Consider the following 21280-nt stretch of genomic DNA (forward strand, 5'->3'; position numbering starts at 1 on the left):
TGAGGATGTTTGGGGCGTCGGTGGTAAATCAGTGAGCAAACTTAAGAAGCAGGGTATCCGGACGGCCTATCAGCTTCGTGACGTAAATGACGACTGGATACCTCAGGTGATGATCTTGAATGGACTGCGGCTGGTTCACGAATTGCGCGGGCTACCTTGCAAACTATTGGAGGTAAGCCCACCGCTGAGAAAAGCGATCTGCACCGAGCCCGGTTTTGGTAAAGTCATTCATGATTTGGATAATATTACCGATGCCCCGACCGTACACCTGTCGAGAATCTGTGAGTAGCTACGCAAACAGGAGTCGCTCTGTAGGGCGGTTACCGTGTGGCTACGGACGAATCCGCATCGGAGAACGCCTGATAACTACCTGCCTGCAAAACAGTACAGCAACAGTGTTACGGTGCGGCTCCCTCATCCAACCAGCTTCACACTGGAGATCATCAAATATGCTGAATCGGCACTGAAAGCGATTTTCAAATTTGGCTATAACTATCAACGGGTGGGCATTATGCTGACGGACTTGGTGCCGGATGAGCGGCTGATTCGACTCTCGGCCGTAGTGGACAAGGTCAATAAACGATTTGGTCAGGATAAGCTACGAATGGCGTCACAGATGCACAAACCTGAGTGGCCAATGAAGCCATCGTACTTGTCACCCCGGTATACCAATCGTTGGGAGGATATATTGGTGGTTGAATAATCGGGCAAGGCTCTTTTATGACTTTATATGCGACTGCATATCTCGTAAAATAAAGGCTTCTTTTACCTTAATCGCCCTACTCCTTTTGTTCTTTAGCGGGTGTGGATAGAAATGAAACTAACCATTTGCCATAAAATTTTGCAACCTCAGGCTACCTTACATAAATTGGTCATATGCCGATGTATGGATAGTCGGACTATTAGTAAATTAAGAGAAGGTCAGGCATGAATTATACAGTTAAAAGGCCAATAAAGGTTGTTCCTAAGTCTAAAATCTTTGGTAAGAAGGCATCATTCAGCGCAAAAAATGCACCTAAGGGTTCGGTACCAGACGATGACTCAAGTGTTGAAGAAAGCGAAGAGGTCATTGTAACAAAGAAGCTGAAAACTGGCCCTGCGGCAAGCTTTGCAGCTAAGAAAAAGAAAGTAGTTAGTGATTCTGATAGCAGTACGGAGAGTAGTTCTGAGAGTGAATCTGAGAGTGAACGTGAAAAGGTATCAAAGCCTAAACGTCCTAATTTTAAAGGAAAAGTTAAATCCATCGGGATTGATGGGTTTAATCATGCAACAGGGCATTCTGTGAGCCATAGTCAAAATCTTACCGATTTTAATGCAGCAGTACCTCACCGCATGGACTGGTCAAGTTTACGTGACAATACCATGAAGTATGTGAACGGGGAGGAAGAAGAAGAAGATTTTTTACGTTGGACAGATCGTTTTCTTACTGCATCGAAGAAAAAAATTAACCTTTTTAGGACGTCACTTGACAAAATCGATGCTAAAATCAAATCTAGAGCCAAAAGAAAAGCTAAAGTTAATCCTAAAGTAAAACCTAAAATCAAGCCTAAGCATAAAGAAAGGAAAGAGCGTATTGAACGATTGATAAAAGCGTATAAGAAAGACAACGAAGACTTGAAAGAGCACCGTGATGCACTGATCGAAGCGGTAGAAGACAACTCATCGACTCTTATGGATCGACAAAACGCAATGGACAAGTTCTTGAATACTCTGAACAGTTTTCATGCTAATGTGCCTGACATTGGGCCGCATAATGGGGTGAACTTACAGGTGTCAAACCGGCCCCATCTCAACGTGGCCGCAGATGGAAGCATGAGCCCGATGAGTCAGCAATTGGGGAATATGAGTCCTGGAAGACTGAACCCATTTCCTTTTTCTCATGATGGTAGAAGTGTGATGACAACTTCAGGAACCTTTGTTGACTACGGTTTTGTAATTAATCAGTATGGAACTTTTGCACCACAATTTAAGAATAAAAAGAAGATGAAAAATCTTACAGAAAAAACCTTTGATAAAGACAATGGCTTTGAAGATAAGATGAGTGAGAACGAAGAGGATGATTAACTTGATCTAGATAGTTGCATTGTCAATTCGAGACTCAATCAACCGTTGCGTACTTTCCTGTATACTTGACAGTATATTATATCCCGTCTGCTTCTCCACCTCATCAACGCTTACTCGATAGCCTACCCATGGCTTTTCGCCTGCTGTATTAGTGTTTGGCATTCAGACTGCAATAACTCGTGTCTGTGCAGTAATCCGGTTAATATCATCTGAACCCACAGGCAATACTACGATCACTTTCCAGAGCGCAGTGGGCACAGTCAACTTGCCACTGGGCATACTATTAGCCCTACCATTGTCTTCCTCACCCCCTTTACCGTATGTTCCGGCGATGATGTATAGTTCATTACCCTGAGCTACCAACGTTCGGCAGTAGTCTTCCAGCCTTAGCCACGATTGGCGGTTAAGTTGCGATGCCTGTGGCACAATATTAGTCAGGATGAACGTCGTCTTGTTCTCATCGGACGTGCTATTCCGATCATCTGATGGGCAGAGGTGGCCACGGTCGAAGCCAGTGTTCGTGTAATCCGCATGGCGAGCCTGATCCCAGGTAGAAGGCAAAGTCTGATCTGGAATGAAGTTGCCAGTTTAGCGGGCAGTTGATCCCTACCAAGCTGTACTGAGATGCCAGCTACACCAATTGGCAATGCCAGTGAATTGATTGTAGGAAAGCGAATAGGTCGGTCGGGTGATCAGGTAAGCGTTGGGGCTGGACTCTGACGATTTGGCTCTAGCTGGATTTTCCATCGCCATGTTGTCATCGCGAGTTGGCGTTGTGTTGACCGGTACAGTACGCTGGGTTGCTTACACTAGTGGAGCGAAAAAATTATAAGCAGGCCAAAAAGGACCCGAGTAAGATGCAGTATACTTTGTAGCGTACGATAGAAAAAGTGAAGACTAAAACAACTACTTGCCTTCGAACTCTCATCACTTAAATATTGCAATACTTAGTTATACAGGAATTCGAGTGTTACTGAGTTCCACGCAGATAAAATGATTGTTTCAACCAGTGATTCAACCGAAAAACAAAAAAGCACTTACGGTTATGTGTAAGTGCTTGATTTTTAATGTTTTATGTGACCATGGGGAGATTCGAACTCCCAAGCCTTGCAGCACCACCCCCTCAAGATGGCGTGTCTACCAATTTCACCACATGGCCATTTCTTTAATGTGGGTGCAAATGTAGCAATCCCATTATATTATGCCAAATGCAAGCCGAAAAGTTTTGCTTTTTTCGGGCAAGATGGCCCAAAAATGGGCAAAATTTCGTACTTTTATCTTTCTAAATCACGTTTAAAAGTCCAAGTAGTATGGCACTGGAATTAGTCGGAAAACTCATAAAAGTTCTGCCCGAAGTATCGGGACAGAGCCAAAAAGGCCCCTGGAGTAAGCAGGAATTCGTCCTTGAAACACTGGATGCATCATACCCTAAAAAAGTATGCTTGACCGCCTGGGGCGATAAGGTAGCGGACCTCAAACAGTTTGCTACGGGCGATACGCTTAAGGCGACGTTCAGTGCCGAGTCTCGCGAATACAACGACCGCTGGTATACCGAACTACGCGCTTTCCGCATCGAACTCACGGAAGGCGAAGGTGGCTCAGCGCCAGCGCCCCGGTCGGCACCCGCGCAGCAGGCACGTCCGGCTCAGCAAAGTCAACCCGCAGCCATGTCGTTTAATTCGGCCTTCGAAGAAGAAAGTAACGATCTGCCTTTCTGATAGGGTCAACATGAAAAAAGCCGCTAAAAGCGGCTTTTTTTACGTGATCCGGCTGGGATTCGAACCCAGGACCCATACATTAAAAGTGTATTGCTCTACCAGCTGAGCTACCAAATCGGGTGAACAATTTCCCTTATACTGGGTCGTTGTTTTTTATTGTGGTGCAAAATTATGGCCTTATTTCATTCATTCCAAGCCATTCCTCTTAAAATAAGCCTATTTTTTTGTTTTTTGTCAGGACTCGTTGAGGCACAGATAGTTTCGTCCGACTCACTCCGGCACGCCGATTCACTCTTTTTGGCTGGTGACCAAGTGAACGCGGCCCGGATTTACGAAATGGCCCTGGCCGAAGGCCACACGGCCACCGATCCGATGCTATTGAAGCTGGCCAGTGCTTACGAAAGACAGAATGATGTGCCCCGGCTCCTCTATTATTTAGACGTTTATTTTGAGCGGCACCCCGACGACGTGGTACTGCGTCGAATGAATGACATTGCCAGGGCTAACAATCTGAGTGGCTACGAAACAGACGATCTGAATTACTTTTACCTTTTCTACCGGAAATATGGTCTGTACGTGCTGTTATTTCTTCTAATTCCAGCAGGCTACGTGTTTACGGTGCTGCTGCTCAAATCGTTTCGGAAGCAGCCAATTTTGACGAAGCAGAAATGGGTTGTCTTCATTTACTTGCTGCTGTTGCTCGTCTTCACAAACCTGCCCGAAGGTGTACAATCAGGCATTGTCAGTCATGACCGGGTCCTGCTCCGAACCGACCCGTCTGCCGCGGCCCCCATTGTCGAAGTCATTGGCCGGGGTAATAAAGTAAGCATCCTGGGTACTAAAGATATTTACCTGCGTATTCTCTGGCGCAATAACCTCTACTTTATCCGACGAGACAACGTTTGGATAATTTAAAGAACGAAAGAATGAATGAGCGGTAGCTTTGCCTTTCACTCTTGCGCTCATTCACTCATTTTAATGGCGAGTCTTTTTCCTTCGCCAGGGTGTTGTATACCAGTTTATCCATCAGGCTGGGTAACCACTTGTTCAGGAATACGGTGACTTTTCCCTGGGTGGTCAGCACCAACTCGCGTTTACGACTTTTCACGGCCCGTAAAATATGGTCGGCACACTCCTCGGCAGTCATCATATTGCCCTCATCCCGCATGGTTTCGCCTTTAGCCTGCCCATGTGCGTCCAGTGCTGAAAAACGAATATTCGAGGCCGTAAAGCCTGGACAGGCGGTTAGCACATGCACACCCGTATGTAACAACTCGGTCCGAACCGCTTCCAGAAAACCATTCATGGCAAACTTCGAGGCCGAATAGCCACTTCGTACAGGCAACCCACGGTAACCCGCAATCGACGAAATGCCGACAATAGACCCTTTGGCTTCCTGAATAAAGGGGAGAGCGTAACGGGTAGCATACACGGTGCCCATGAAATTGATGTCCATCAATGTCTGAATAACGGCGGGTTCGGTGTCAATCAGCATGGAACGATGCGACATGCCTGCGTTATTGATCAGGATATCAAGCCTGCCAAAATGGGCTACAGTCTGTTCAATAAGGTTTTTAACGTCGGTTTCGACGCTGACATCAGCGGTCAGGGCCAAGACATTGATGCCGGCCTGACGTAATTCGTCGCTGGCAGTTTTCAGGGCTTCGGCTTTGCGGGCACAGATGACAAGGCTGGCGCCTTCGCGCCCAAAAGCAAAGGCCATGGCGCGTCCGATGCCTGACGAAGCACCGGTAATGAGTACTACTTTATCTTTCATAATTGCAGCCACGAAGATAGAGAATTAGACAATACCTGGCTGCTGACTGCGTAGCTGGATCGCGGAATAAGGCGTCTATAAACGTCACGCTTTATAGCCCTGGTTAGCGTATGATTGTCACCGTTCCTTTAAAGTTTCGCTTTGATGTTGTGAGCAGATAGTAGTAGGTGCCCGATGGGGCGTCTGTACCGTACCAGCGAAATTTTGGGTCCGCCGACTTGAAAACCGTTTGCCCCCAGCGATTCGTTACCTCAATAGATTTAAACTGTTCATCGCAGGTATTTTCCGGTAAGTTACTGACGGCGAAGTAGTCATTTATGCCATCGCCATTTGGTGTAAATACATTGGGTATCTTTATATCAGCATTGAACGACGGATTTTTAACGGTAAACGTAACCGTTGTAACGGCCAGATGGTTGGGCTGGCAGGAGCGGTCATCGACCATAAAATCCACCACGAAGGTTGCTTCGGCTTTCCCCGCCATCAGTTCGCAGGTGGGTTTCCAGGCAAACGGCGATTGGAGCGTTGGCAGGCCAGATTTGTCTGTAAATGCCATACCCGCGGCTTTAACATCAAATCCCCGGCCAACAGCGGTTAACCGAAGCGTGTCGCGGTCCGGGTCATTGCCCAGCACATCGAACGCTGTCCGACCGGCGGAGTCGCTGGGGCTAACAACTAGCTCAACGGTTTGCTGGGCGAGCGTTGTCCGCACACTGGGTGGTTGACTGGGCAAGCCAATCGCGGCCAGGTTCACCGTTACCGTATCGCGCAGGTTTCGGTTACAGCGGGTATCGGTTACGATGAAATCGACCAGATAGGCTGTCTGAGTCGCCTGGGCACAGGTGGGTTTCCAGACGAACGGTTGCGAAACTTTACCCACTCCCGAGGCCGAACCGAAACTCATGCCTGCCTGAGCCAGGGTAAAGCCACGACCAACGGCCTGAATCGTAACGTTATCATTGTCAATATCGGTGCCAAAGGCATTGAAAGTCAGAGATGTTCCGACGCTAATGCTGGCTTTGTTGTTTGGTAAATCGGTTCCTGCCAGCGGTTTGTTGTTGGCCGACGGAATGATATTCAGGCGAACGCTGAGCGTATCGCTCAAGCCTTGTGGACACCCGTCGTCCGTGGCTCGAAGGAGTAAGGTAACCGGTGTGCCATTGCCGCCAACGCATCGACCAAAGCAAAACTTGACTTGTAAGGTATCATGACTGGTTCGGGTAGTCAGTTCGCCGGGGGCGAGGGTAAGGCCGGGTAGCGAGCCACTCATATTCGTTACCGTAATGTGCTGGCTCGGGTCAATATCGGTGACAAATAACGTCAGGCAGTTGGTGTCTTTTTCGGCAATGGTCAACACCGTTCCCTGTCTGTAGAACTCTTTCTGACCATCGGGACGGAAAAGAAGTTTGGGCGCATTGTTCTTCGGGCAGTCAAGTACCAGCACCTGATAATCACGGCGTACCCGTCCGATGGCTTTTCCGGCCCGGTATTCAACAACTTCGACGGAGAAGACAAACAGGCCTGCCTGGCTTGGGGTTACGCTGAGCAAACCCGACTGCGGATTTACGCGTAGCGGGGCCGTTCCGGGAATTTCGTTGGCAACTGATATGCCATTACGCCAGCGAATGGTGGGGTAAGGGCCTGGGGTAAAATAAGGGTTTGCCAACGTAGAACCCGCACCAGGATTGGGGACGTCTTTTGTGCTAAAGCCATTGTAAGGAGTTACCAGCGAATAAACTAAACTGTCGTTGTCGCTATCTTTTGCACTAAAATCAAGGGTAAATGGCTGACCGATGCAGGCATAGTCACCTTTCGGAATTGTGAAAGTTGGCGATGAGTTGACAACGCGGGTTTGGCCTGAAACAATGGCCGGGAACTCCAGATAAAAAGTTGAGCCAGCCCCGCCTGGATCTTCAATATTCGTAATTGTACCATTGCGGCAGCACCGTTCCCAGGTCATGTAGTAGCCACCGGCATCGTTGAATACGTTCGGGTCGAGCGTGAGATCCAGGCTATGCCGAATCAGGCGGGTACTTAATACGCTGGCATTTGTACAGGCGGGTTTGGTGTAGGCGACAAACTCACTGCTAATCCGGTTAAGGGGTACATACCCAATCAACTGGTTGGTTCGTTTCGCGAAAACACCCACCGATACGAGTCCATCATCAGCTCCCGGATTGCCATTTACATTATCGAAGTACAAATTGAGGATAATGCGATGGGTGTAAGCGCCCTGAGTGCCGAGGTAGCGAAGTTCAAGTTCGCCACCAACAATATGCGTTGCCTGGGCCAACGGGCTCATAACCAACAGCGAACAGGTCAACAAAAGAGGTACTAAAAAAGAACGGTACAAATTCGGCATAAGCAGAAATAGTGAATATAGGGTCTGTCCGAAAACGACTGCTTAAATTAGCGGTTTTTTAGGACTTATGCGTAGGAAGATCCATAAAACACCCGAACGGTTGGCTGGCGTTCGAATCGATACCGTAGCCGCCGAAGGGAAGTGTATAGTGCGTACGGATGAAGGTGTAATTTTCGTTGAAAACCCAACCGGTGGACCAGGTGTTGCGCCCGGCGACGTGGTTGATCTTCGTATAACTAACTCCAAAAAACAGTATCGCGAAGCGGTTGCCGAGCGCGTGCATGAATGGTCGTCATTGCGGGCAGAACCTTTCTGCGAGCATTTTGGAACCTGTGGCGGTTGCAAATGGCAACACATTCAATATCCTGAACAACTGAGCTTTAAGCACCAGCAGGTGGTCGATCACCTGACGCGTATTGGCAAAGTGGCTTTGCCCACTATTCTGCCCATTATGGCCGCTCATCCAACCCAGTATTACCGAAATAAACTCGAATTTACCTGTGCGGAAGGCCGTTGGCTGACCTCGACCGAAGTACGAACTGACGAACCCATTGACCAGCGGGCGGTTGGCTTTCATGTGCCCGGCCGGTTTGACAAAGTGCTGCCGATTCAGCACTGTTACCTCCAGCCCGACCCGTCCAACGCTATCCGGCTGGCCGTGGCTGACTATGTGTACCAAAATGGGATGACGTTGTATAATCTCAAATTGCATACCGGTTATCTGCGGACGCTCATTATCCGTACTGCCGATACTACGCAGCAGCTTATGGTAACGTTGCAGGTAGCGCAGGACAACCCCGAGTTGCTCAACGGGTTAATGAATCATCTGGCCGCTTTGTTTCCGCAAATTACGTCGCTGAATTATATTCTGAACACCAAGAAAAACGACAGTTATCAGGATCAGGAGGTTATTAACTGGGCAGGCAAACCCTATATCGAAGAGCAGATGGATGCCGGGGGAACGGTTCCCCTGACCTTCCGGGTTGGACCGAAATCGTTCTACCAAACCAACGCCCAGCAGGCCTATAACCTCTACAAGGTTGCCCGTGAATTTGCTGGCCTGACAGGGCAGGAGCGGGTATACGACCTCTACACCGGTACTGGCACGATTGCCCTTTTCGTGGCCCGTCTGGCAAAACATGTGGTGGGTGTCGAGTACGTCGAGGCATCGGTGGCCGATGCCCGCGTCAATGCCGAAGTAAATGGGATTACCAACACCACCTTCGTGGCAGGGGATATGAAAGACATTCTGACGGATGACTTTTTTGCCCAACACGGCCGCCCTGATGTCGTGATTACCGATCCCCCCCGGGCTGGTATGGACGAAGCGGTAACGCGTCAGCTACTGAAGGCGGCCCCCGAACGAATTGTGTATGTGAGCTGCAACACCGCTACCCAGGCCCGCGATCTGGGTATTCTGGATGAAGGGTATATCGTTACCGGTGTGCAACCGGTCGATATGTTTCCCCACACGCACCATGTCGAAAATGTTGTGGTGTTGACAAGACGTTAAATCCGCTAGCTATTATAAGCCCCCGTTTGTCCTGGCGACGGAGGGGCAATCTTTGGATGAGGAAATGTTTTCGGCGCATAAAGATTGCTCCTTCATCGCCATGCAAAAAAGCTACTAAGCAAAGGTTAGAACAGCTCCCCACGAGTTGGTTCTATTTCGAATGCACTGACGACGGATGGCTTTTCTGCCATTGCGACACATAGTTCATTGCATTATCAAAAGTCGTTATCCAGTAGGTCTGTTTGTGGTTCGCCAGGTATTCGGCCAGTTTTTTATGCTCCGCAGCCGATACCGCTATCCATTGACTTCCTACGCCATGAAACAGATAAACGCCCAGACCACCCTGTTGAGCAGCTTTTTCGGCATAGGCAATCAGGTCGGCAGCAGTATGTTCTGGTTGCACAGCCAGCGAAGGTACCTGCAGAAGATCAAGGTTCTCGAAATCAGTGACCACGGCGTTGGCGTCGCCAACCATACGACCGTAACTGACCAAACCTGACCGACGCAGGGTGTCCAGGTATGAAACGCCACCCGCCGTCGTGTCGCCACAGGGAAAGGCAAACGTGCGTTTGGTTTTCTTTCCATCCAGTAAGTACAATTGCGTATTCATGGATTGAACTTCTTTCAGCACTCGGTCGAAGGTGTAATTATCCAGTGCCCAGACGGGTTTCCAGCCTTTTGCTGCCAGACAAGGGTGAAACAGCGTATGGTTTGCCAGTTCGTGACCTTGCTGAGCCGCCTGTCGCCATTGCTCACTTGCGTTGTTATCGGCTAGCGAGTTAAGAAAAAACGTGCCCTTTAACTGCAGTGAATTGAGAACGGGAATGGCCTGTTCGAGCTGGCTACTCATGGCATCATCATAGGTCAGGCAAATAGCTGCTTTGGCACCATTGGGCCATGTCAGGCGCTGTGCCCAGCTATGACCCGATAAACAAAGCAACAGACCAAACAGAAGAATAGGCGCGTAGCGTACGAAATGTATCATGAGTTTTGCCAGTAAGGGCTTGAGCAAGTAAGCAATTGCTGCCCTGATTTTACCGTTACTGCCGCAAAAAACCGATTAGAATTCCAGATAGGGCGCTATCTTCTCAATGGTTTTCGCATCCAGAACGCGGATAGGTTTCAGCGATTCTGCCGATGTATATGCCCCATGTTGTTCGCGGTAATTCACGATAATCTGCGCTTGCCGACGGGATAAAAAAGGATGCCTGTCCAGCTCCTCAGCCGAAGCGGTATTCACGGGAATCTTGCGCACCGACGAGCGGATCTTGCCAAACGTCTGCAATTCGGTTAACGCCAGCGAGTCAAGGCCGTAGATTTCGCGAAACTGATCGGTTGAAACAAAACCGCCGAGTGCATCCCGGAACTTAACGATACGACCCGCCAGCGTGGCGCCAATCCCTTTCAGGGCAATCAATTGAGCGGTATCGGCGGTGTTGATATCGAACGGTTGAAGAACAGGCTTTGCAGGTCGTTCAGAATAGGCGGGGCGGTCGTTCGGTTTATAAGGCTGATTCGGGAAGGGTTTGTTCGCCGTAAACCGGTCGTTTTTAAATTGGGTTGACTGGGGCGTTTCCTTCAGGGTAATGTAGGGTTCGAGTTGATCATACAGGTCAGGCGGGAAATCATAGATTTTTAGCAAATCTTCTTTCCGGCGAAACTGACCGCCTTTGCTGCGATATTTTTCAATTCGTTCGGCCATCCAGCGGGGTACGCCCAACTGCTGCCAACCGGCCACACTGATCGTATTCGGGTCGAAATGGACAAGTTTAGGGTCGCTGAACCGTTCGGCTGTGGTTTTTTCTTTCTCTCCGCGATCAGCGAATTTGGGTTGTTTAGCCTCTTCTATTTGCATCAGCGCCACCAGACTGTCCAGTTTACGCTGATCGGCGGCCGAAGTATCAACCGGCGTGCTGTCGGATAGGAGTCGATAAGCAAAAGGAATAAGCAGGCAGAGTATCGTCAGGAAAAGCAGGACGAGAAATCCTCTAGTTTCCTTGTGCGAAAAGCCAAAATAATCGCGGATGAGGGCTTGAAAGCGGCTGAACATGCCCCTTGGACGGTGGGGCGCGCAAATGTAACGCCTGAGATTAATTTACCGCCAAACCGCCAAGGCTAAATAGTTTATAGAAAGAGCCTATAAAATGATGAAAACCAGCCTATAGGTAAAACCATAATGTATAAATTTTTCGTATATGGTAACATTAACTATTCTACTATTATGAAAAATAAAATCTACGTTATTAGCATACTATTTTTATGCCTGCTTGGGTTAGAAGCAGGATACGCTCAGCAGACAGGCCAAGCCGCTGTTGCTCCGATTCTTGTTAGTAAAAATACGTCTGTGATTGGGGCAACCTCCACAGTTAATGAGAAAAAGGCTGCATCGCCCCCCGCTTCGCCGACAAAGCTACGCAAGCGAAATGAACTGTCTCTCCTGATCGGTGCAGGCGGTGGGGCTACCTATACCTACGGTGGTATCTGGTTGCAAAAAACGGCACCCGTCCTGTTCATTGAACCACAATATAGCTTGTCGCCCCGTTTGAATCTGGGTCTACGCCTGGAAGGCATCATGCCATCCACGTACCGGGCTACTTACAAGACCAGTGAGCGCCAGTATAATCTGGTTAAAGCGTCGGCAATGTACTCGGTTGCCCTGATGCTTGACTATAACTTTGCGCCCAGCACGGCAACCTATACGCCTTTTGTGGGTGTCGGTATCGGCAACTATTTCCGGGGGAAGGGTGACCTGATTTCTGATCCTATACCACAGACCGTGGACTTAGGTGTATCGTCCGGGGTCACTGTCAGGGCTGGTGTCAGTTCAACGTATTTAATGGTTAGCGCCGAAATAAACATGTTAAACGAAAATCAAACCAACGGCGACCACGTTACCTGGTGGGGGCGAAGTGGTGAATTCAGAGGACGTAGCTATGTGAGTCTTAAAGCTAGCCTTCCTCTTGTGCTGTTGTTACCCTGAGTAAAAAAGGGGGCTAATAGCCCCTTTTTTATTTATATATGTCTTACGCGGGCAATGGAGTGTAAACGCCTGCTCAACGTTTGTCCCAGCATCGGGCCAAATTTCTTCTCAACCAGCGTATGGATGAGGTACGCGCCGAAAAGCATAATCCCGATTAGAAAGACCAGCAACAAGTATTTGTTGACCGAGGTGCTCAATCGGTAAAACAGGATAAAGCCGATGTTGTGATGAAGCAGGTATAATGGATACGTAAGGGCACCGGCCATGGCCAGCCAGCTATAGGAGGTCAGAGCAAGCCGACCATGGACAATCAGCCAGAAGACAATGTAGAAGGAAAATAACAGAGTCAGGCCTACCAGCGGGGAAAACTCCTGCCCGAAATGCTGACTGTATTCCTCGCTTTCCCGGACAATCGAGCGCATGGCGAGTAGCAAAGAAAGGCCTAATAAAGTATAGAGTTTCCAGGGAGTCGCGAATCTGGTTTGCAGCAAATAAAATAACATACCCGCTATAAAAAACGGGCTGTATTTGGGGAAGAGCAACAAACTAAAAGGGCTCGTTGAGTCAGGACCCAGAATGGCCGTTATAGCCAGCCAGCCGATGAGAATGGGAATGAGCTGATCGAAAAGTTTATGGAAAATAAGTACCGAAATCAATGCGTAAAAACTAAGCTCGACCCCTAACGTCCAGTATACGCCGTCTACGTTGACTACACCGGCAAAGCGTTGGAGCATGGTTAAGTTAACGAGGTATTTTGGTAGAGAAAGGTCGTAATAGTAGGACCAGGCTGCCGTGTTTTTCGATGGGGCAAAAAACCACACAACCAGAAATGTTAGGGTACAGGCAACCCAATAAGCTGGGTAAAGGCGGGAGATTCTCGATACGAGAAATTGCGGCAGGCTCTTCTTATACGCTGACATCAAAATAACGTAGCCGCTGATTATAAAAAATAAATTCACCCCCAAATAGCCATACTTACATACTGATTCGAGGGCGGGATACACAACCGGGTTAAGGTTATCAGCATAATAACCGCGAAATGTGTAATGATAAAGCACGACCGAGAACGCAGCTATAAAACGCAGTAAATCAACCGTATATACCCGGACCGGATGTTTGGTAGAAATAGGCTCCATCAACTGGTGCAGAATAAAGTGAGCAGGCAAACAGAAAGATGTTAGTTACTAAAATTGAAAATAAATAAACTGATTAGCATTAAAAACGCCGAAAAAATAAATAACGAAAATAAGTGTTGTAAAAAGTAGGTAAAACCGGCCTGTATGGCGTGTCGGAATCGATAGATAGTGATATTCTTTAAGGAGCAGTAAGCCGATCAGCACCAGGCTAAACCACATCTCCGCAGCATTGAGCGGGCTACGAATGGGCTCCAGCAGGGAGAGGGTGGCAATACGATGAAGAATGAGCAAGGCGTCGCTCACACTGGCCGCTCGGAAAAATACCCAGGTCAGCATGATGAGCCCAAACGTCAGGACGGTATTCAGGATAGCCCGCCATGCAGGCAAATGGGTTGGCCGATCCGGGATGGGTAAATGAATTCGTTGGAAGCTGGTAGCCGGAAAACCGAACCGGGCCAGTGCTTTCTCGCGCAGAACCGCCAGCACCTGATAGAACCCGTTCAATCCTCCCCAGATCACATAAGTCCAGTTAGGGCCATGCCAGAGACCACTGATCAGAAACACAATCAGCAGGTTGACGTACTGACGAGACTCGCCTTTACGGCTACCGCCCAGCGGAATGTAAACATAATCCCGAAACCAGGTCGAGAGTGAAATATGCCAGCGTCGCCAGAATTCGGACACCGACTGCGCCAGGTAAGGGGCCCGGAAGTTCTCCATTAGGTCGAAGCCCATTACCCTGGCTGCCCCGATGGCAATATCCGAGTAGCCCGAAAAGTCGCAATAGATCTGGAAGGTAAAGAAAAATGTGGCCACCAGCATCGTTAGCCCGTTTTGCTGATCGGGCTGCGTATACGCCTGATTGACGGTCATTGCCAGTCGATCGGCAATGACCGTTTTCTTGAAAAAGCCAAAGGCCATCTGCATCAGTCCTGCCTTAACGTTCTCAAAATCATAACGAAAATAACGGTGAAATTGCCAGAGTACATTCTGGGGGCGCTCAATGGGACCAGCCACCAGTTGCGGATAAAACATGACATAAAGTGCGTAAATGCCGAAATGCCGCTCGGCTTTTTGGTGGCCACGATACACTTCGATGGTGTAGCTCATGGCCTGAAACGTGTGAAATGACAGACCGATCGGCAGGATGCTCAGGTTGTCTTTGAAGGACGTGATGCCACTCTGACCAAACAGGTTCAGCACAGCCACAAATACTTGGCTCGAAAAGGAGGTAACCGTTTGGGCTACGTCATGCAGCCCGGCCAGATCGAACAGGGTGGCCGCATTATCGGTAAAAAAGCCGATGTATTTAAAGAAGACGAGAATGCCGATGTTGGTAATCAGCGAGAGCAAAAGTACCCTACGGCGGGCGGTACCCTGTGTTTTTTCCAGCCAGAGACCTGCCAGGTAGTCGATACCGATGGTTAGCCCCAGAATGAGGATATAGGCGGGCTTGAAAACCATGTAAAAGTAAACGCTCGCCAGCAGTAATAGCCGCCATCGCCCGCTCCAGCCCAGGTAATAATAAGCCAGCGTGACAATAATAAAATAAACCAGGAACTGGAGTGAATTAAAAAGCATCCTGACCGCTGCTACTGGTGAATGACTGATTCATGGCAGATACCCACGCATTGACCCCATTCTGGTTCCAGTGTGTATCAGAAGGGTGGTAGTAGACATGCCCTCTGGTGCGGAACTGATCATACAGGCTGATGACTTTCAGGCTCAGGCCCGGATGGTGTTCGATTTGCTCGATTAGGTGATTGTAGTTGGGGCGACTGGTTTCGATAACCGAGACCGGATTGGGGATAATCGACAGGAAAACATCGCTGTAACCTCGTTGCCTGGCACACTGGTGCAGGTGGTTCAGTCCCAATACGACCTGGCTGAGTTGCACTGAATCAATTGGAGAAAACGAGCTGGTCGTCGTGCCTGTTACGGTTTCTTTAAGGTAAAGCCGGTGCCCGTCGGGAGCGGGCAAAACGCGTTCTGATATGCGGCCAAAGCAGGCGTAAACAAAGGCTGCCTTTGCTTCCTTCAACGGCCTGAACAGCGTATAATCAAACAGTAATGTTTCCAGCCCGAAGGAGATGTCTGTCCCTGAGAAGAGATTGTCAAGAAAGACGCTGCACAGATGACCCATTCGTTGCGCCACTGTGGTGGTCACAGGTCGTGGAGAACCGGTCACTGATGAGTTTGTGGATCGGGTAACGCCAAAGCGGTCTCTAACCAACCGTTCGGTTGTTTCAATGACCAGAATAGAGGCCGACGGTTTGGTGGGTTCGGGTAATTCAGTTTCTGTATTCTTCAGCACATCATCAAGAGGAACTAGGCGCACCTGATCGATACCGTGGAACGATTCGGGCTGAAGCTGAGCCACCAGTGTGTAGGAATCGCCTAAAATGCACAAGTCGTGCCCTGGACCTGATTTTTTGATGGGTGAATGAGTGGGATAAATGTGGTAGGGGAGCCGGAAGGCAGGTAAAAACGATAACCCGTACAGATCGCCAAAGCGGTACTTGGTCGATGAAAATGGATTGCTCAGGGATAACCCCTCTCGAATAGTCACCGCGTTTCTAACAACAGAAGGTGTAGATGCCGCTATATACAGGCCGGCGGCTCCCAGAAGCACAAGACGATGCCAGGTTTTATAAGTGAAAAAATGCATTGGCAAATAAGAAAGATAGTTTGTGAATAGAAATAGCGACCGGGCCAGAACGCCTGATGGCAACAAGCCTTACGTAGGGTAACCGGATCGGTCAGAGGGCGGATAAATGTATGCGGTTTGTCCTTTGTATGTATGCTGTGTATATGAACCATTTGTTTTTCGGTAAAATACATATGTGTATAAATTGAATATTTTAAAGAATAAGTAAATGGTTAATCAATTAAGTAAAGTATTTTTTTAATAATATAAAATTTAGTACATCTGTTGTATATAACCTTTCGTAAATACCCTATAAATCAGCCGTCTTGATAAGAGATGGTTCTAGCATAGTAGGTTCTAGTATACAGTTATAAGTATCTTATTGTTATTAGCGTATCCGTCAAAATAGTATTAACATAATGTATATGCTGCAAAATTTACGCTCCCGAAGCATTGTCAGTGTATGGCAGGCATCTGCCCAAAACCGCCAAACACAACCCTTTTCTACTGAGCGAAAAGGGTTCGGTGTAAGCTGACACAAGCTGTAGAGTTCCTTTCCTGAATAGAGTGAGACGCTACTCAATAGCGTGAACGAAGCGGGTTTCTGTAACCCAGCGGCTGACTGTAGAACAGACTGTAGAAGTTGCCATATGACAGCGTAAGGCTTTCTGGCGTAATCAACGTTCCCTGCGTTGAAGCCCCGGATAGTCTCGATAGTGTAATCGTCACACTAACGTATAATTACTATGCTTTCAGTAGATTCCTTTTTATATTCTCAGATTGAGACTAACCCTGCCAAACAGGCCAATCTTACAATTGCCAGAACAAGGTACGTGCCGTATGGTAAGCGCATCTTCGATGTGAGCATTTCGCTGCTGGTCATAGTATCGATCCTGATCTGGCTGATTCCGGTGCTGGCACTGCTTATTCGGGCTACCTCGCCGGGCCCCGCCCTGTTTTTACAGACCCGAACCGGCCGCAACGGACGCGTATTTCGTTGTATGAAACTCCGTACGATGTACCACCAGGAAAATCCGGTTTTCAGACAGGCAACAACAAATGATCCACGGATTACCCCATTGGGAAGTTTCCTGCGCCGGACGAATCTGGACGAAATGCCCCAGTTTCTGAATGTCCTGCTAGGCGATATGAGCCTGGTTGGTCCCCGGCCCCACGCGATTCAGGATGATAGCCAGTATTGGTTTAGCCTGACTGATTACGCCCAGCGCTATACAGTGCGGCCCGGTATAACGGGGCTAGCCCAGGTGCGCGGGGCGCGCGGAGAAACGGACAAATTGATTAAGATGAAACATCGGCTACGGTATGACCTCTATTACATAAAACGGCAGTCGCTGGTGTTTGACCTGATGCTGTGCTGGTTAACGGTAATGTCGATGTTAAAAAGCACTTCAATTCTTAATCAGGTCATTGCAGCTCTGCCCGTAAGAGCCAAAAACCTGAAGAGTAAAATAGGAGCACAGACGAATGTAAGTCAGAGCTTATAATCTGTTAGAAAGGATCAGATACATGAAAAGTCTACAACAGGCAAAAACGTATGTCAAAGCATTTGCTGCGTCGTCGGTGATTAAAAACTTTTGCCTGACTGGTTTTTTTCAACTGGTGAACTTATCAGTACCTGTGGTAGTGACGCCCTATCTGATAAAAACAGTAGGCCTGAATAATTTTGGCGAAATCGCATACGTGTTTGGCTTCATGTCAGTATTCACTGTACTAACAGAGTATGGATTCAATTTGACTGCAACGCGGCAAATATCAATCCATAGGAATAATCCAAAAAAAATGTCAGCGATATACACAAACACATTGTTGGCCAAATTAACGCTCTTTAGTTTCGGTATAATCATTCTGCTGGCTGGTTATTTTCTGATTGCGTGGTATAATAAAGGCTATACAATTAATGTGCGACTGTACGCTTTAAGCACAGTATATGTACTGGCACAAGCACTGTTACCTTTCTGGGTTTTTCAGGGCATGGAAATTTTGTTTATAGCCTCCAGCGTAAATGCCTTGTCAAAACTAGCTTACGTGTTTTCGATTCTCTACCTGGTAAATGAAAAGCAGGATTATATAGCGGTCAACTTTTTACTGGGGTTGTCCGTACTACTGAGCGCATTGGTATTGATAATTATTTTACGAAAAAAGTACACCGTAAAATTTGTTCGAACTAGCTGGAGACATATCCTGTATTCACTGAGAGATAGCTGGGATATATTTGTCGCCAATATATCGGTGAATTTATATTTTGGCGGTGTTACTATTTTGTTGGTTGGTTTCTTTACCGATTCTGTAACTGTGGGATACTACGGGATCGTTGAGAAAGTGATTGTAATCAGTAAGCAACCGATAGCCATATTTACGCAAGTTGTTTATCCAAAGGCATGTTCGTTACTAACCAAAGGGTTCGATGAAATCGAGCATTTCGTCTGGACATTAGCCAAGCCATTTGTTGGACTCAATGCTGTACTCAGTCTAATTATATTTTCTCAGGCAAACAGAATCACGTATTATTTTCTAAAAGAAGATAATGCGTACGTCGAGAATCTGATAAAAATTAGTGCAATACTTCCCTTCTCCGTTTCTTTCAATTTGCTGCCGTATATCTGTCTATTGGCCTGCGGTTATAGCCGGGTAGTAAGTAAAGTATTGATACTGGCAGCTGGTACAGGCGTCCTGTTGAATTGTGTATTAACGTATTACTTTTTAGCCACCGGTACGGTTTTTTCGGTGATTATAACCGAAGCGCTAGTCGCCACAAGTTTATCTATTTTTCTCAAACAAAAACATAAAACGACTTATGACACAAGCGCAGCCATTGTGTAACGTCTGCTTCGAGCCAGCGAAAGTTTTAAAAACTATACAGGGTTACAAAGAGAACTCATTTTATGATATCCTGCATTGCGGCCAATGTGATACATCTTTTATTAGGAATGATGCGTCTGCCGAAACGGAATTGATTTATGATTTAATCTACAATCATGGTAATCAGGTTCCTGGCTACAATAGATACTATACCTACGCTGACAAGGTTTTAGAAGAACATAAACCACTGCATTACTTGGCTGATACGGAAGATATGTACTGGGCAATAGCCGATTGTATTGAGAAAAAAATCATTACAAAAGATATGAAATTAATCGAGGTTGGCTGTGGCCTGGGTTATTTATCCTATGCATTACACGAAGATGGGTTCGATATCATGGGTATAGATATTTCTGAAAAAGCGATCAGTAAGGCTAGACAGAAATATGGCGATTATTACAAGTGCATGGATATTTACAAAATGGTAGAAGAAGGTAACGAACAGTTTGACATCATATTATTAACCGAAGTAATTGAACATGTAACTGATCCCGTTGATTTTATCGAGGCTTTGTCGATGCTACTTAACCCTGGCGGTAAAATTATTATCACAACGCCCAATAAAAGCGCTTACCCGCCCCAAGTTTCTTGGGATACAGAGTTACCTCCAGTGCATCATTACTGGTTTTCTGAAAAATCGATAAGAACAATAGCCAGTAATTTAAAACTGACCTGTCGATTTGTTGACTTTTCACCATTCAATAAAGATCATTTAGATAAAACTAAATTTTCGAGGTACAAAGAGCCTGAACGGAAACCTGTGCTAAGTAGTACAGGCAATGTATTGGCTCATAAACCGAAGACACGTAAAGAAAAAGTTTCGATGCTGTTAAGAAAATTAAACGTAATGAAAATTATCAGCCGCGTGTGGATATCGATAAAAGCAAATAAGGAAGATTGGCACCGTCGACAAACGATGTGCGCGATTTTATCTGGCGAGTTGTAATCAAATCAGCTTAAGTAATCGAATCGACGTAGAAAACTACACAGAAATACAAAACAGTAGCGCCATTTTGTTTGCTTTATAAGAAAATGGTAAATAAAATAGTTGCAGAATCTAGTATTATTAGAAAATAGATTTATATTAGTACTATATTGATAACTCAAGAGGTTTGGTTATTAAAGTTGAGTATCTGTTTCGTTAGGAAAATACATGCCGATTGGTAATATAAGTACCTTATTCAGATGTACTAAATCTACATTTATGAAAACGATAGGAATCACAATTATATCGCATGATAGCTACGAGGATGTGCTCGCCTTTTTTAGCTCATTCATAAACTATAATTCACCCTTGGGTATTGACTTCCTAATCCTTGAAACGTCAACTAATGATCGGATGAAGGATTTAGGCGATTACATCCAGTCGGGGGTAAGTTTTCAGGTAGATTTTATACCAAATAACGGATACGCTTACGCATGTAACAGGGGTATAAACTATTTCGGTGATCACGACATTTTTGTTTTGTCTAATGCAGATGTTGTCTTTACCTCCGAGATAGTGAGCGAGATAAGGAAAAATTTTAATCGAACTAAGTACGGTACCATAATTCAAAAAAATCCTGGTGGTAGAGTTGTTACTTTTGATCTATATCCCCAGTATAAAAGCCTATTTACAGAAGTATTGAAGATCCATCGGTTATTAAACAAATTTACTTGGTATAATCATAAATATGTGTATATCGTTGGGGCATTTATGATATTCGGAAATGAAGTTATCAAGCAAAATGGTCTGTTTGATGAAGAATTTTTTCTGTATTGTGAAGAAACTGATTATTATTACCGTCTGAGGAATAATGACAATGCTGTAATTATTAAGAACAGATATGTTATTCATAATATATCGTCTTCTATTGGGAAAAAATTTAATAATTCAAAAAGTAAACTGTTAGAATCTTCTCTTGCTTATTACTACAAAAAACATGAGTATAAACCTTTTCTAGACTATTGGAAAGTTAGTAGAAAAGTCAATAGCGTTTACCGCTTGATCTCAAGTCTATTTGTAAAAAAAGATAAGGAAGAGGTATGTATATAATGTCACTTTTTTTGCTACTCCTTATCGTCATTAGTGCATATTTCAGTATGCAGAACATAGTGCTTGTGCTATCATTGATTTTTATTGTGATCTTAAATCCTGTTGTATCCTTGAAGCGAGAAAAAGCGAATCGGTTCCTTTTGATATTAATACCAATATTATTTTCGT

Annotated in this window: 19 protein-coding genes and 2 tRNA genes; 11 read left to right on the forward strand and 10 right to left on the reverse strand. The window is 46.5% G+C overall.

Annotated elements, in window-relative coordinates:
• Nucleotides 1–31 precede the first annotated feature (31 nt).
• The 3 genes from SD10_RS30035 to SD10_RS10865 all read left to right on the forward strand — a co-directional run bounded on the left by SD10_RS30035 (nucleotide 32) and on the right by SD10_RS10865 (nucleotide 2064).
• Nucleotides 32–289 carry a DNA polymerase Y subunit UmuC family protein gene (locus SD10_RS30035; protein ID WP_052731154.1) on the forward strand — a complete coding sequence of 86 codons (258 nt, stop codon included), beginning with the start codon at nucleotides 32–34 and terminating at the stop codon, nucleotides 287–289.
• Nucleotides 290–325: 36 nt separating this feature from the next.
• Nucleotides 326–703, forward strand: a complete 378-nt coding sequence (locus SD10_RS30040; protein WP_052731155.1) for a DUF4113 domain-containing protein — start codon at nucleotides 326–328, stop codon at nucleotides 701–703.
• A gap of 224 nt (nucleotides 704–927) precedes the next feature.
• The gene (locus SD10_RS10865) at nucleotides 928–2064 is read left to right on the forward strand and encodes a hypothetical protein (protein WP_046573819.1); all 1137 of its coding nucleotides are present in this window, start codon (nucleotides 928–930) and stop codon (nucleotides 2062–2064) included.
• A gap of 162 nt (nucleotides 2065–2226) precedes the next feature.
• Here SD10_RS10865 and SD10_RS30045 read toward each other — a convergent pair whose 3' ends face one another.
• Both SD10_RS30045 and SD10_RS10875 read right to left on the reverse strand, forming a co-directional pair.
• A complete protein-coding gene (locus SD10_RS30045) occupies nucleotides 2227–2625 on the reverse strand; it encodes a DNA/RNA non-specific endonuclease (RefSeq protein WP_262507410.1) in 399 nt (132 codons plus the stop codon).
• 516 nt (nucleotides 2626–3141) lie between these two features.
• A tRNA-Leu gene (locus tag SD10_RS10875) sits at nucleotides 3142–3223 on the reverse strand.
• Nucleotides 3224–3374: 151 nt separating this feature from the next.
• On the opposite strand from SD10_RS10875, the gene SD10_RS10880 reads away from it, so the two are divergent.
• Nucleotides 3375–3782, forward strand: coding sequence for a DUF3127 domain-containing protein (locus SD10_RS10880; RefSeq protein ID WP_046573820.1), 408 nt, complete (start codon nucleotides 3375–3377; stop codon nucleotides 3780–3782).
• Nucleotides 3783–3826: 44 nt separating this feature from the next.
• On the opposite strand, the gene SD10_RS10885 is transcribed toward SD10_RS10880, so the two are convergent.
• Nucleotides 3827–3899 (reverse strand) — tRNA-Lys (locus SD10_RS10885).
• 54 nt (nucleotides 3900–3953) lie between these two features.
• On the opposite strand from SD10_RS10885, the gene SD10_RS10890 reads away from it, so the two are divergent.
• Entirely contained in the window at nucleotides 3954–4697 is a 744-nt protein-coding gene (locus SD10_RS10890; RefSeq protein ID WP_046573821.1) for a hypothetical protein, read from the forward strand.
• A gap of 55 nt (nucleotides 4698–4752) precedes the next feature.
• Here the strand turns inward: SD10_RS10890 and SD10_RS10895 are convergent, their stop codons facing one another.
• Both SD10_RS10895 and SD10_RS10900 read right to left on the reverse strand, forming a co-directional pair.
• Nucleotides 4753–5559 (reverse strand): SDR family oxidoreductase, encoded by an 807-nt coding sequence (locus tag SD10_RS10895; RefSeq protein ID WP_046579355.1) that lies wholly within the window; start codon nucleotides 5557–5559, stop codon nucleotides 4753–4755.
• A 103-nt stretch (nucleotides 5560–5662) separates the two neighbouring features.
• On the reverse strand, nucleotides 5663–7921 hold the full coding sequence (locus SD10_RS10900; RefSeq protein WP_046573822.1) for a gliding motility-associated C-terminal domain-containing protein: 2259 nt from the start codon (nucleotides 7919–7921) through the stop codon (nucleotides 5663–5665).
• A gap of 67 nt (nucleotides 7922–7988) precedes the next feature.
• Here SD10_RS10900 and rlmD point away from each other — a divergent pair, with 67 nt between their 5' ends.
• Nucleotides 7989–9434 carry a 23S rRNA (uracil(1939)-C(5))-methyltransferase RlmD gene (gene rlmD / locus SD10_RS10905; RefSeq protein WP_046573823.1) on the forward strand — a complete coding sequence of 482 codons (1446 nt, stop codon included), beginning with the start codon at nucleotides 7989–7991 and terminating at the stop codon, nucleotides 9432–9434.
• Between the two features lie 151 nt (nucleotides 9435–9585).
• Here rlmD and SD10_RS10910 read toward each other — a convergent pair whose 3' ends face one another.
• Both SD10_RS10910 and SD10_RS10915 read right to left on the reverse strand, forming a co-directional pair.
• On the reverse strand, nucleotides 9586–10419 hold the full coding sequence (locus SD10_RS10910; protein WP_046579357.1) for a polysaccharide deacetylase family protein: 834 nt from the start codon (nucleotides 10417–10419) through the stop codon (nucleotides 9586–9588).
• Between the two features lie 75 nt (nucleotides 10420–10494).
• Nucleotides 10495–11484: a helix-hairpin-helix domain-containing protein gene (locus tag SD10_RS10915; RefSeq protein WP_046573824.1), complete on the reverse strand. Its 990-nt coding sequence runs from the start codon at nucleotides 11482–11484 to the stop codon at nucleotides 10495–10497.
• Between the two features lie 171 nt (nucleotides 11485–11655).
• On the opposite strand from SD10_RS10915, the gene SD10_RS10920 reads away from it, so the two are divergent.
• On the forward strand, nucleotides 11656–12414 hold the full coding sequence (locus SD10_RS10920) for a hypothetical protein (RefSeq protein WP_148562428.1): 759 nt from the start codon (nucleotides 11656–11658) through the stop codon (nucleotides 12412–12414).
• A 32-nt stretch (nucleotides 12415–12446) separates the two neighbouring features.
• On the opposite strand, the gene SD10_RS10925 is transcribed toward SD10_RS10920, so the two are convergent.
• The 3 genes from SD10_RS10925 to SD10_RS10935 are packed head-to-tail and all read right to left on the reverse strand — an operon-like array spanning nucleotide 12447 to nucleotide 16218.
• Nucleotides 12447–13580: an acyltransferase family protein gene (locus SD10_RS10925; protein WP_046573826.1), complete on the reverse strand. Its 1134-nt coding sequence runs from the start codon at nucleotides 13578–13580 to the stop codon at nucleotides 12447–12449.
• An 18-nt stretch (nucleotides 13581–13598) separates the two neighbouring features.
• A complete protein-coding gene (locus SD10_RS10930) occupies nucleotides 13599–15131 on the reverse strand; it encodes an MBOAT family O-acyltransferase (protein WP_046573827.1) in 1533 nt (510 codons plus the stop codon).
• Nucleotides 15121–16218 carry a hypothetical protein gene (locus SD10_RS10935; RefSeq protein ID WP_046573828.1) on the reverse strand — a complete coding sequence of 366 codons (1098 nt, stop codon included), beginning with the start codon at nucleotides 16216–16218 and terminating at the stop codon, nucleotides 15121–15123. Before SD10_RS10935 ends, SD10_RS10930 begins: the two co-directional genes overlap by 11 nt.
• A gap of 725 nt (nucleotides 16219–16943) precedes the next feature.
• Here SD10_RS10935 and SD10_RS10940 point away from each other — a divergent pair.
• The 4 genes from SD10_RS10940 to SD10_RS10955 all read left to right on the forward strand — a co-directional run bounded on the left by SD10_RS10940 (nucleotide 16944) and on the right by SD10_RS10955 (nucleotide 21112).
• A complete protein-coding gene (locus tag SD10_RS10940; protein ID WP_082111571.1) occupies nucleotides 16944–17702 on the forward strand; it encodes a sugar transferase in 759 nt (252 codons plus the stop codon).
• Nucleotides 17703–17724: 22 nt separating this feature from the next.
• Nucleotides 17725–19038, forward strand: coding sequence for an oligosaccharide flippase family protein (locus tag SD10_RS10945; RefSeq protein ID WP_046573829.1), 1314 nt, complete (start codon nucleotides 17725–17727; stop codon nucleotides 19036–19038).
• Nucleotides 19013–20023 carry a class I SAM-dependent methyltransferase gene (locus SD10_RS10950; RefSeq protein ID WP_046573830.1) on the forward strand — a complete coding sequence of 337 codons (1011 nt, stop codon included), beginning with the start codon at nucleotides 19013–19015 and terminating at the stop codon, nucleotides 20021–20023. Before SD10_RS10945 ends, SD10_RS10950 begins: the two co-directional genes overlap by 26 nt.
• Nucleotides 20024–20281: 258 nt before the next feature.
• A complete protein-coding gene (locus SD10_RS10955) occupies nucleotides 20282–21112 on the forward strand; it encodes a glycosyltransferase family 2 protein (RefSeq protein ID WP_046573831.1) in 831 nt (276 codons plus the stop codon).
• Nucleotides 21113–21280: the final 168 nt, after the last annotated feature.

The organism is Spirosoma radiotolerans (genome assembly GCF_000974425.1).
Classification (GTDB): Bacteria; Bacteroidota; Bacteroidia; order Cytophagales; family Spirosomataceae; genus Spirosoma; species Spirosoma radiotolerans.

Excerpts from the sequence above, each read along its gene's own strand:
- SD10_RS10865 (WP_046573819.1), top strand. The coding sequence starts at position 928 with ATGAATTATACAGTTAAAAGGCCAATAAAGGTTGTTCCTAAGTCTAAA.
- SD10_RS10880 (WP_046573820.1), top strand. The coding sequence starts at position 3,375 with ATGGCACTGGAATTAGTCGGAAAACTCATAAAAGTTCTGCCCGAAGTA.
- SD10_RS10890 (WP_046573821.1), top strand. The coding sequence starts at position 3,954 with ATGGCCTTATTTCATTCATTCCAAGCCATTCCTCTTAAAATAAGCCTA.
- SD10_RS10895 (WP_046579355.1), bottom strand. The coding sequence starts at position 5,559 with ATGAAAGATAAAGTAGTACTCATTACCGGTGCTTCGTCAGGCATCGGA.
- SD10_RS10900 (WP_046573822.1), bottom strand. The coding sequence starts at position 7,921 with ATGCCGAATTTGTACCGTTCTTTTTTAGTACCTCTTTTGTTGACCTGT.
- rlmD (WP_046573823.1), top strand. The coding sequence starts at position 7,989 with ATGCGTAGGAAGATCCATAAAACACCCGAACGGTTGGCTGGCGTTCGA.
- SD10_RS10910 (WP_046579357.1), bottom strand. The coding sequence starts at position 10,419 with ATGATACATTTCGTACGCTACGCGCCTATTCTTCTGTTTGGTCTGTTG.
- SD10_RS10915 (WP_046573824.1), bottom strand. The coding sequence starts at position 11,484 with ATGTTCAGCCGCTTTCAAGCCCTCATCCGCGATTATTTTGGCTTTTCG.
- SD10_RS10920 (WP_148562428.1), top strand. The coding sequence starts at position 11,656 with ATGAAAAATAAAATCTACGTTATTAGCATACTATTTTTATGCCTGCTT.
- SD10_RS10930 (WP_046573827.1), bottom strand. The coding sequence starts at position 15,131 with ATGCTTTTTAATTCACTCCAGTTCCTGGTTTATTTTATTATTGTCACG.
- SD10_RS10935 (WP_046573828.1), bottom strand. The coding sequence starts at position 16,218 with ATGCATTTTTTCACTTATAAAACCTGGCATCGTCTTGTGCTTCTGGGA.
- SD10_RS10940 (WP_082111571.1), top strand. The coding sequence starts at position 16,944 with ATGCTTTCAGTAGATTCCTTTTTATATTCTCAGATTGAGACTAACCCT.
- SD10_RS10945 (WP_046573829.1), top strand. The coding sequence starts at position 17,725 with ATGAAAAGTCTACAACAGGCAAAAACGTATGTCAAAGCATTTGCTGCG.
- SD10_RS10950 (WP_046573830.1), top strand. The coding sequence starts at position 19,013 with ATGACACAAGCGCAGCCATTGTGTAACGTCTGCTTCGAGCCAGCGAAA.
- SD10_RS10955 (WP_046573831.1), top strand. The coding sequence starts at position 20,282 with ATGAAAACGATAGGAATCACAATTATATCGCATGATAGCTACGAGGAT.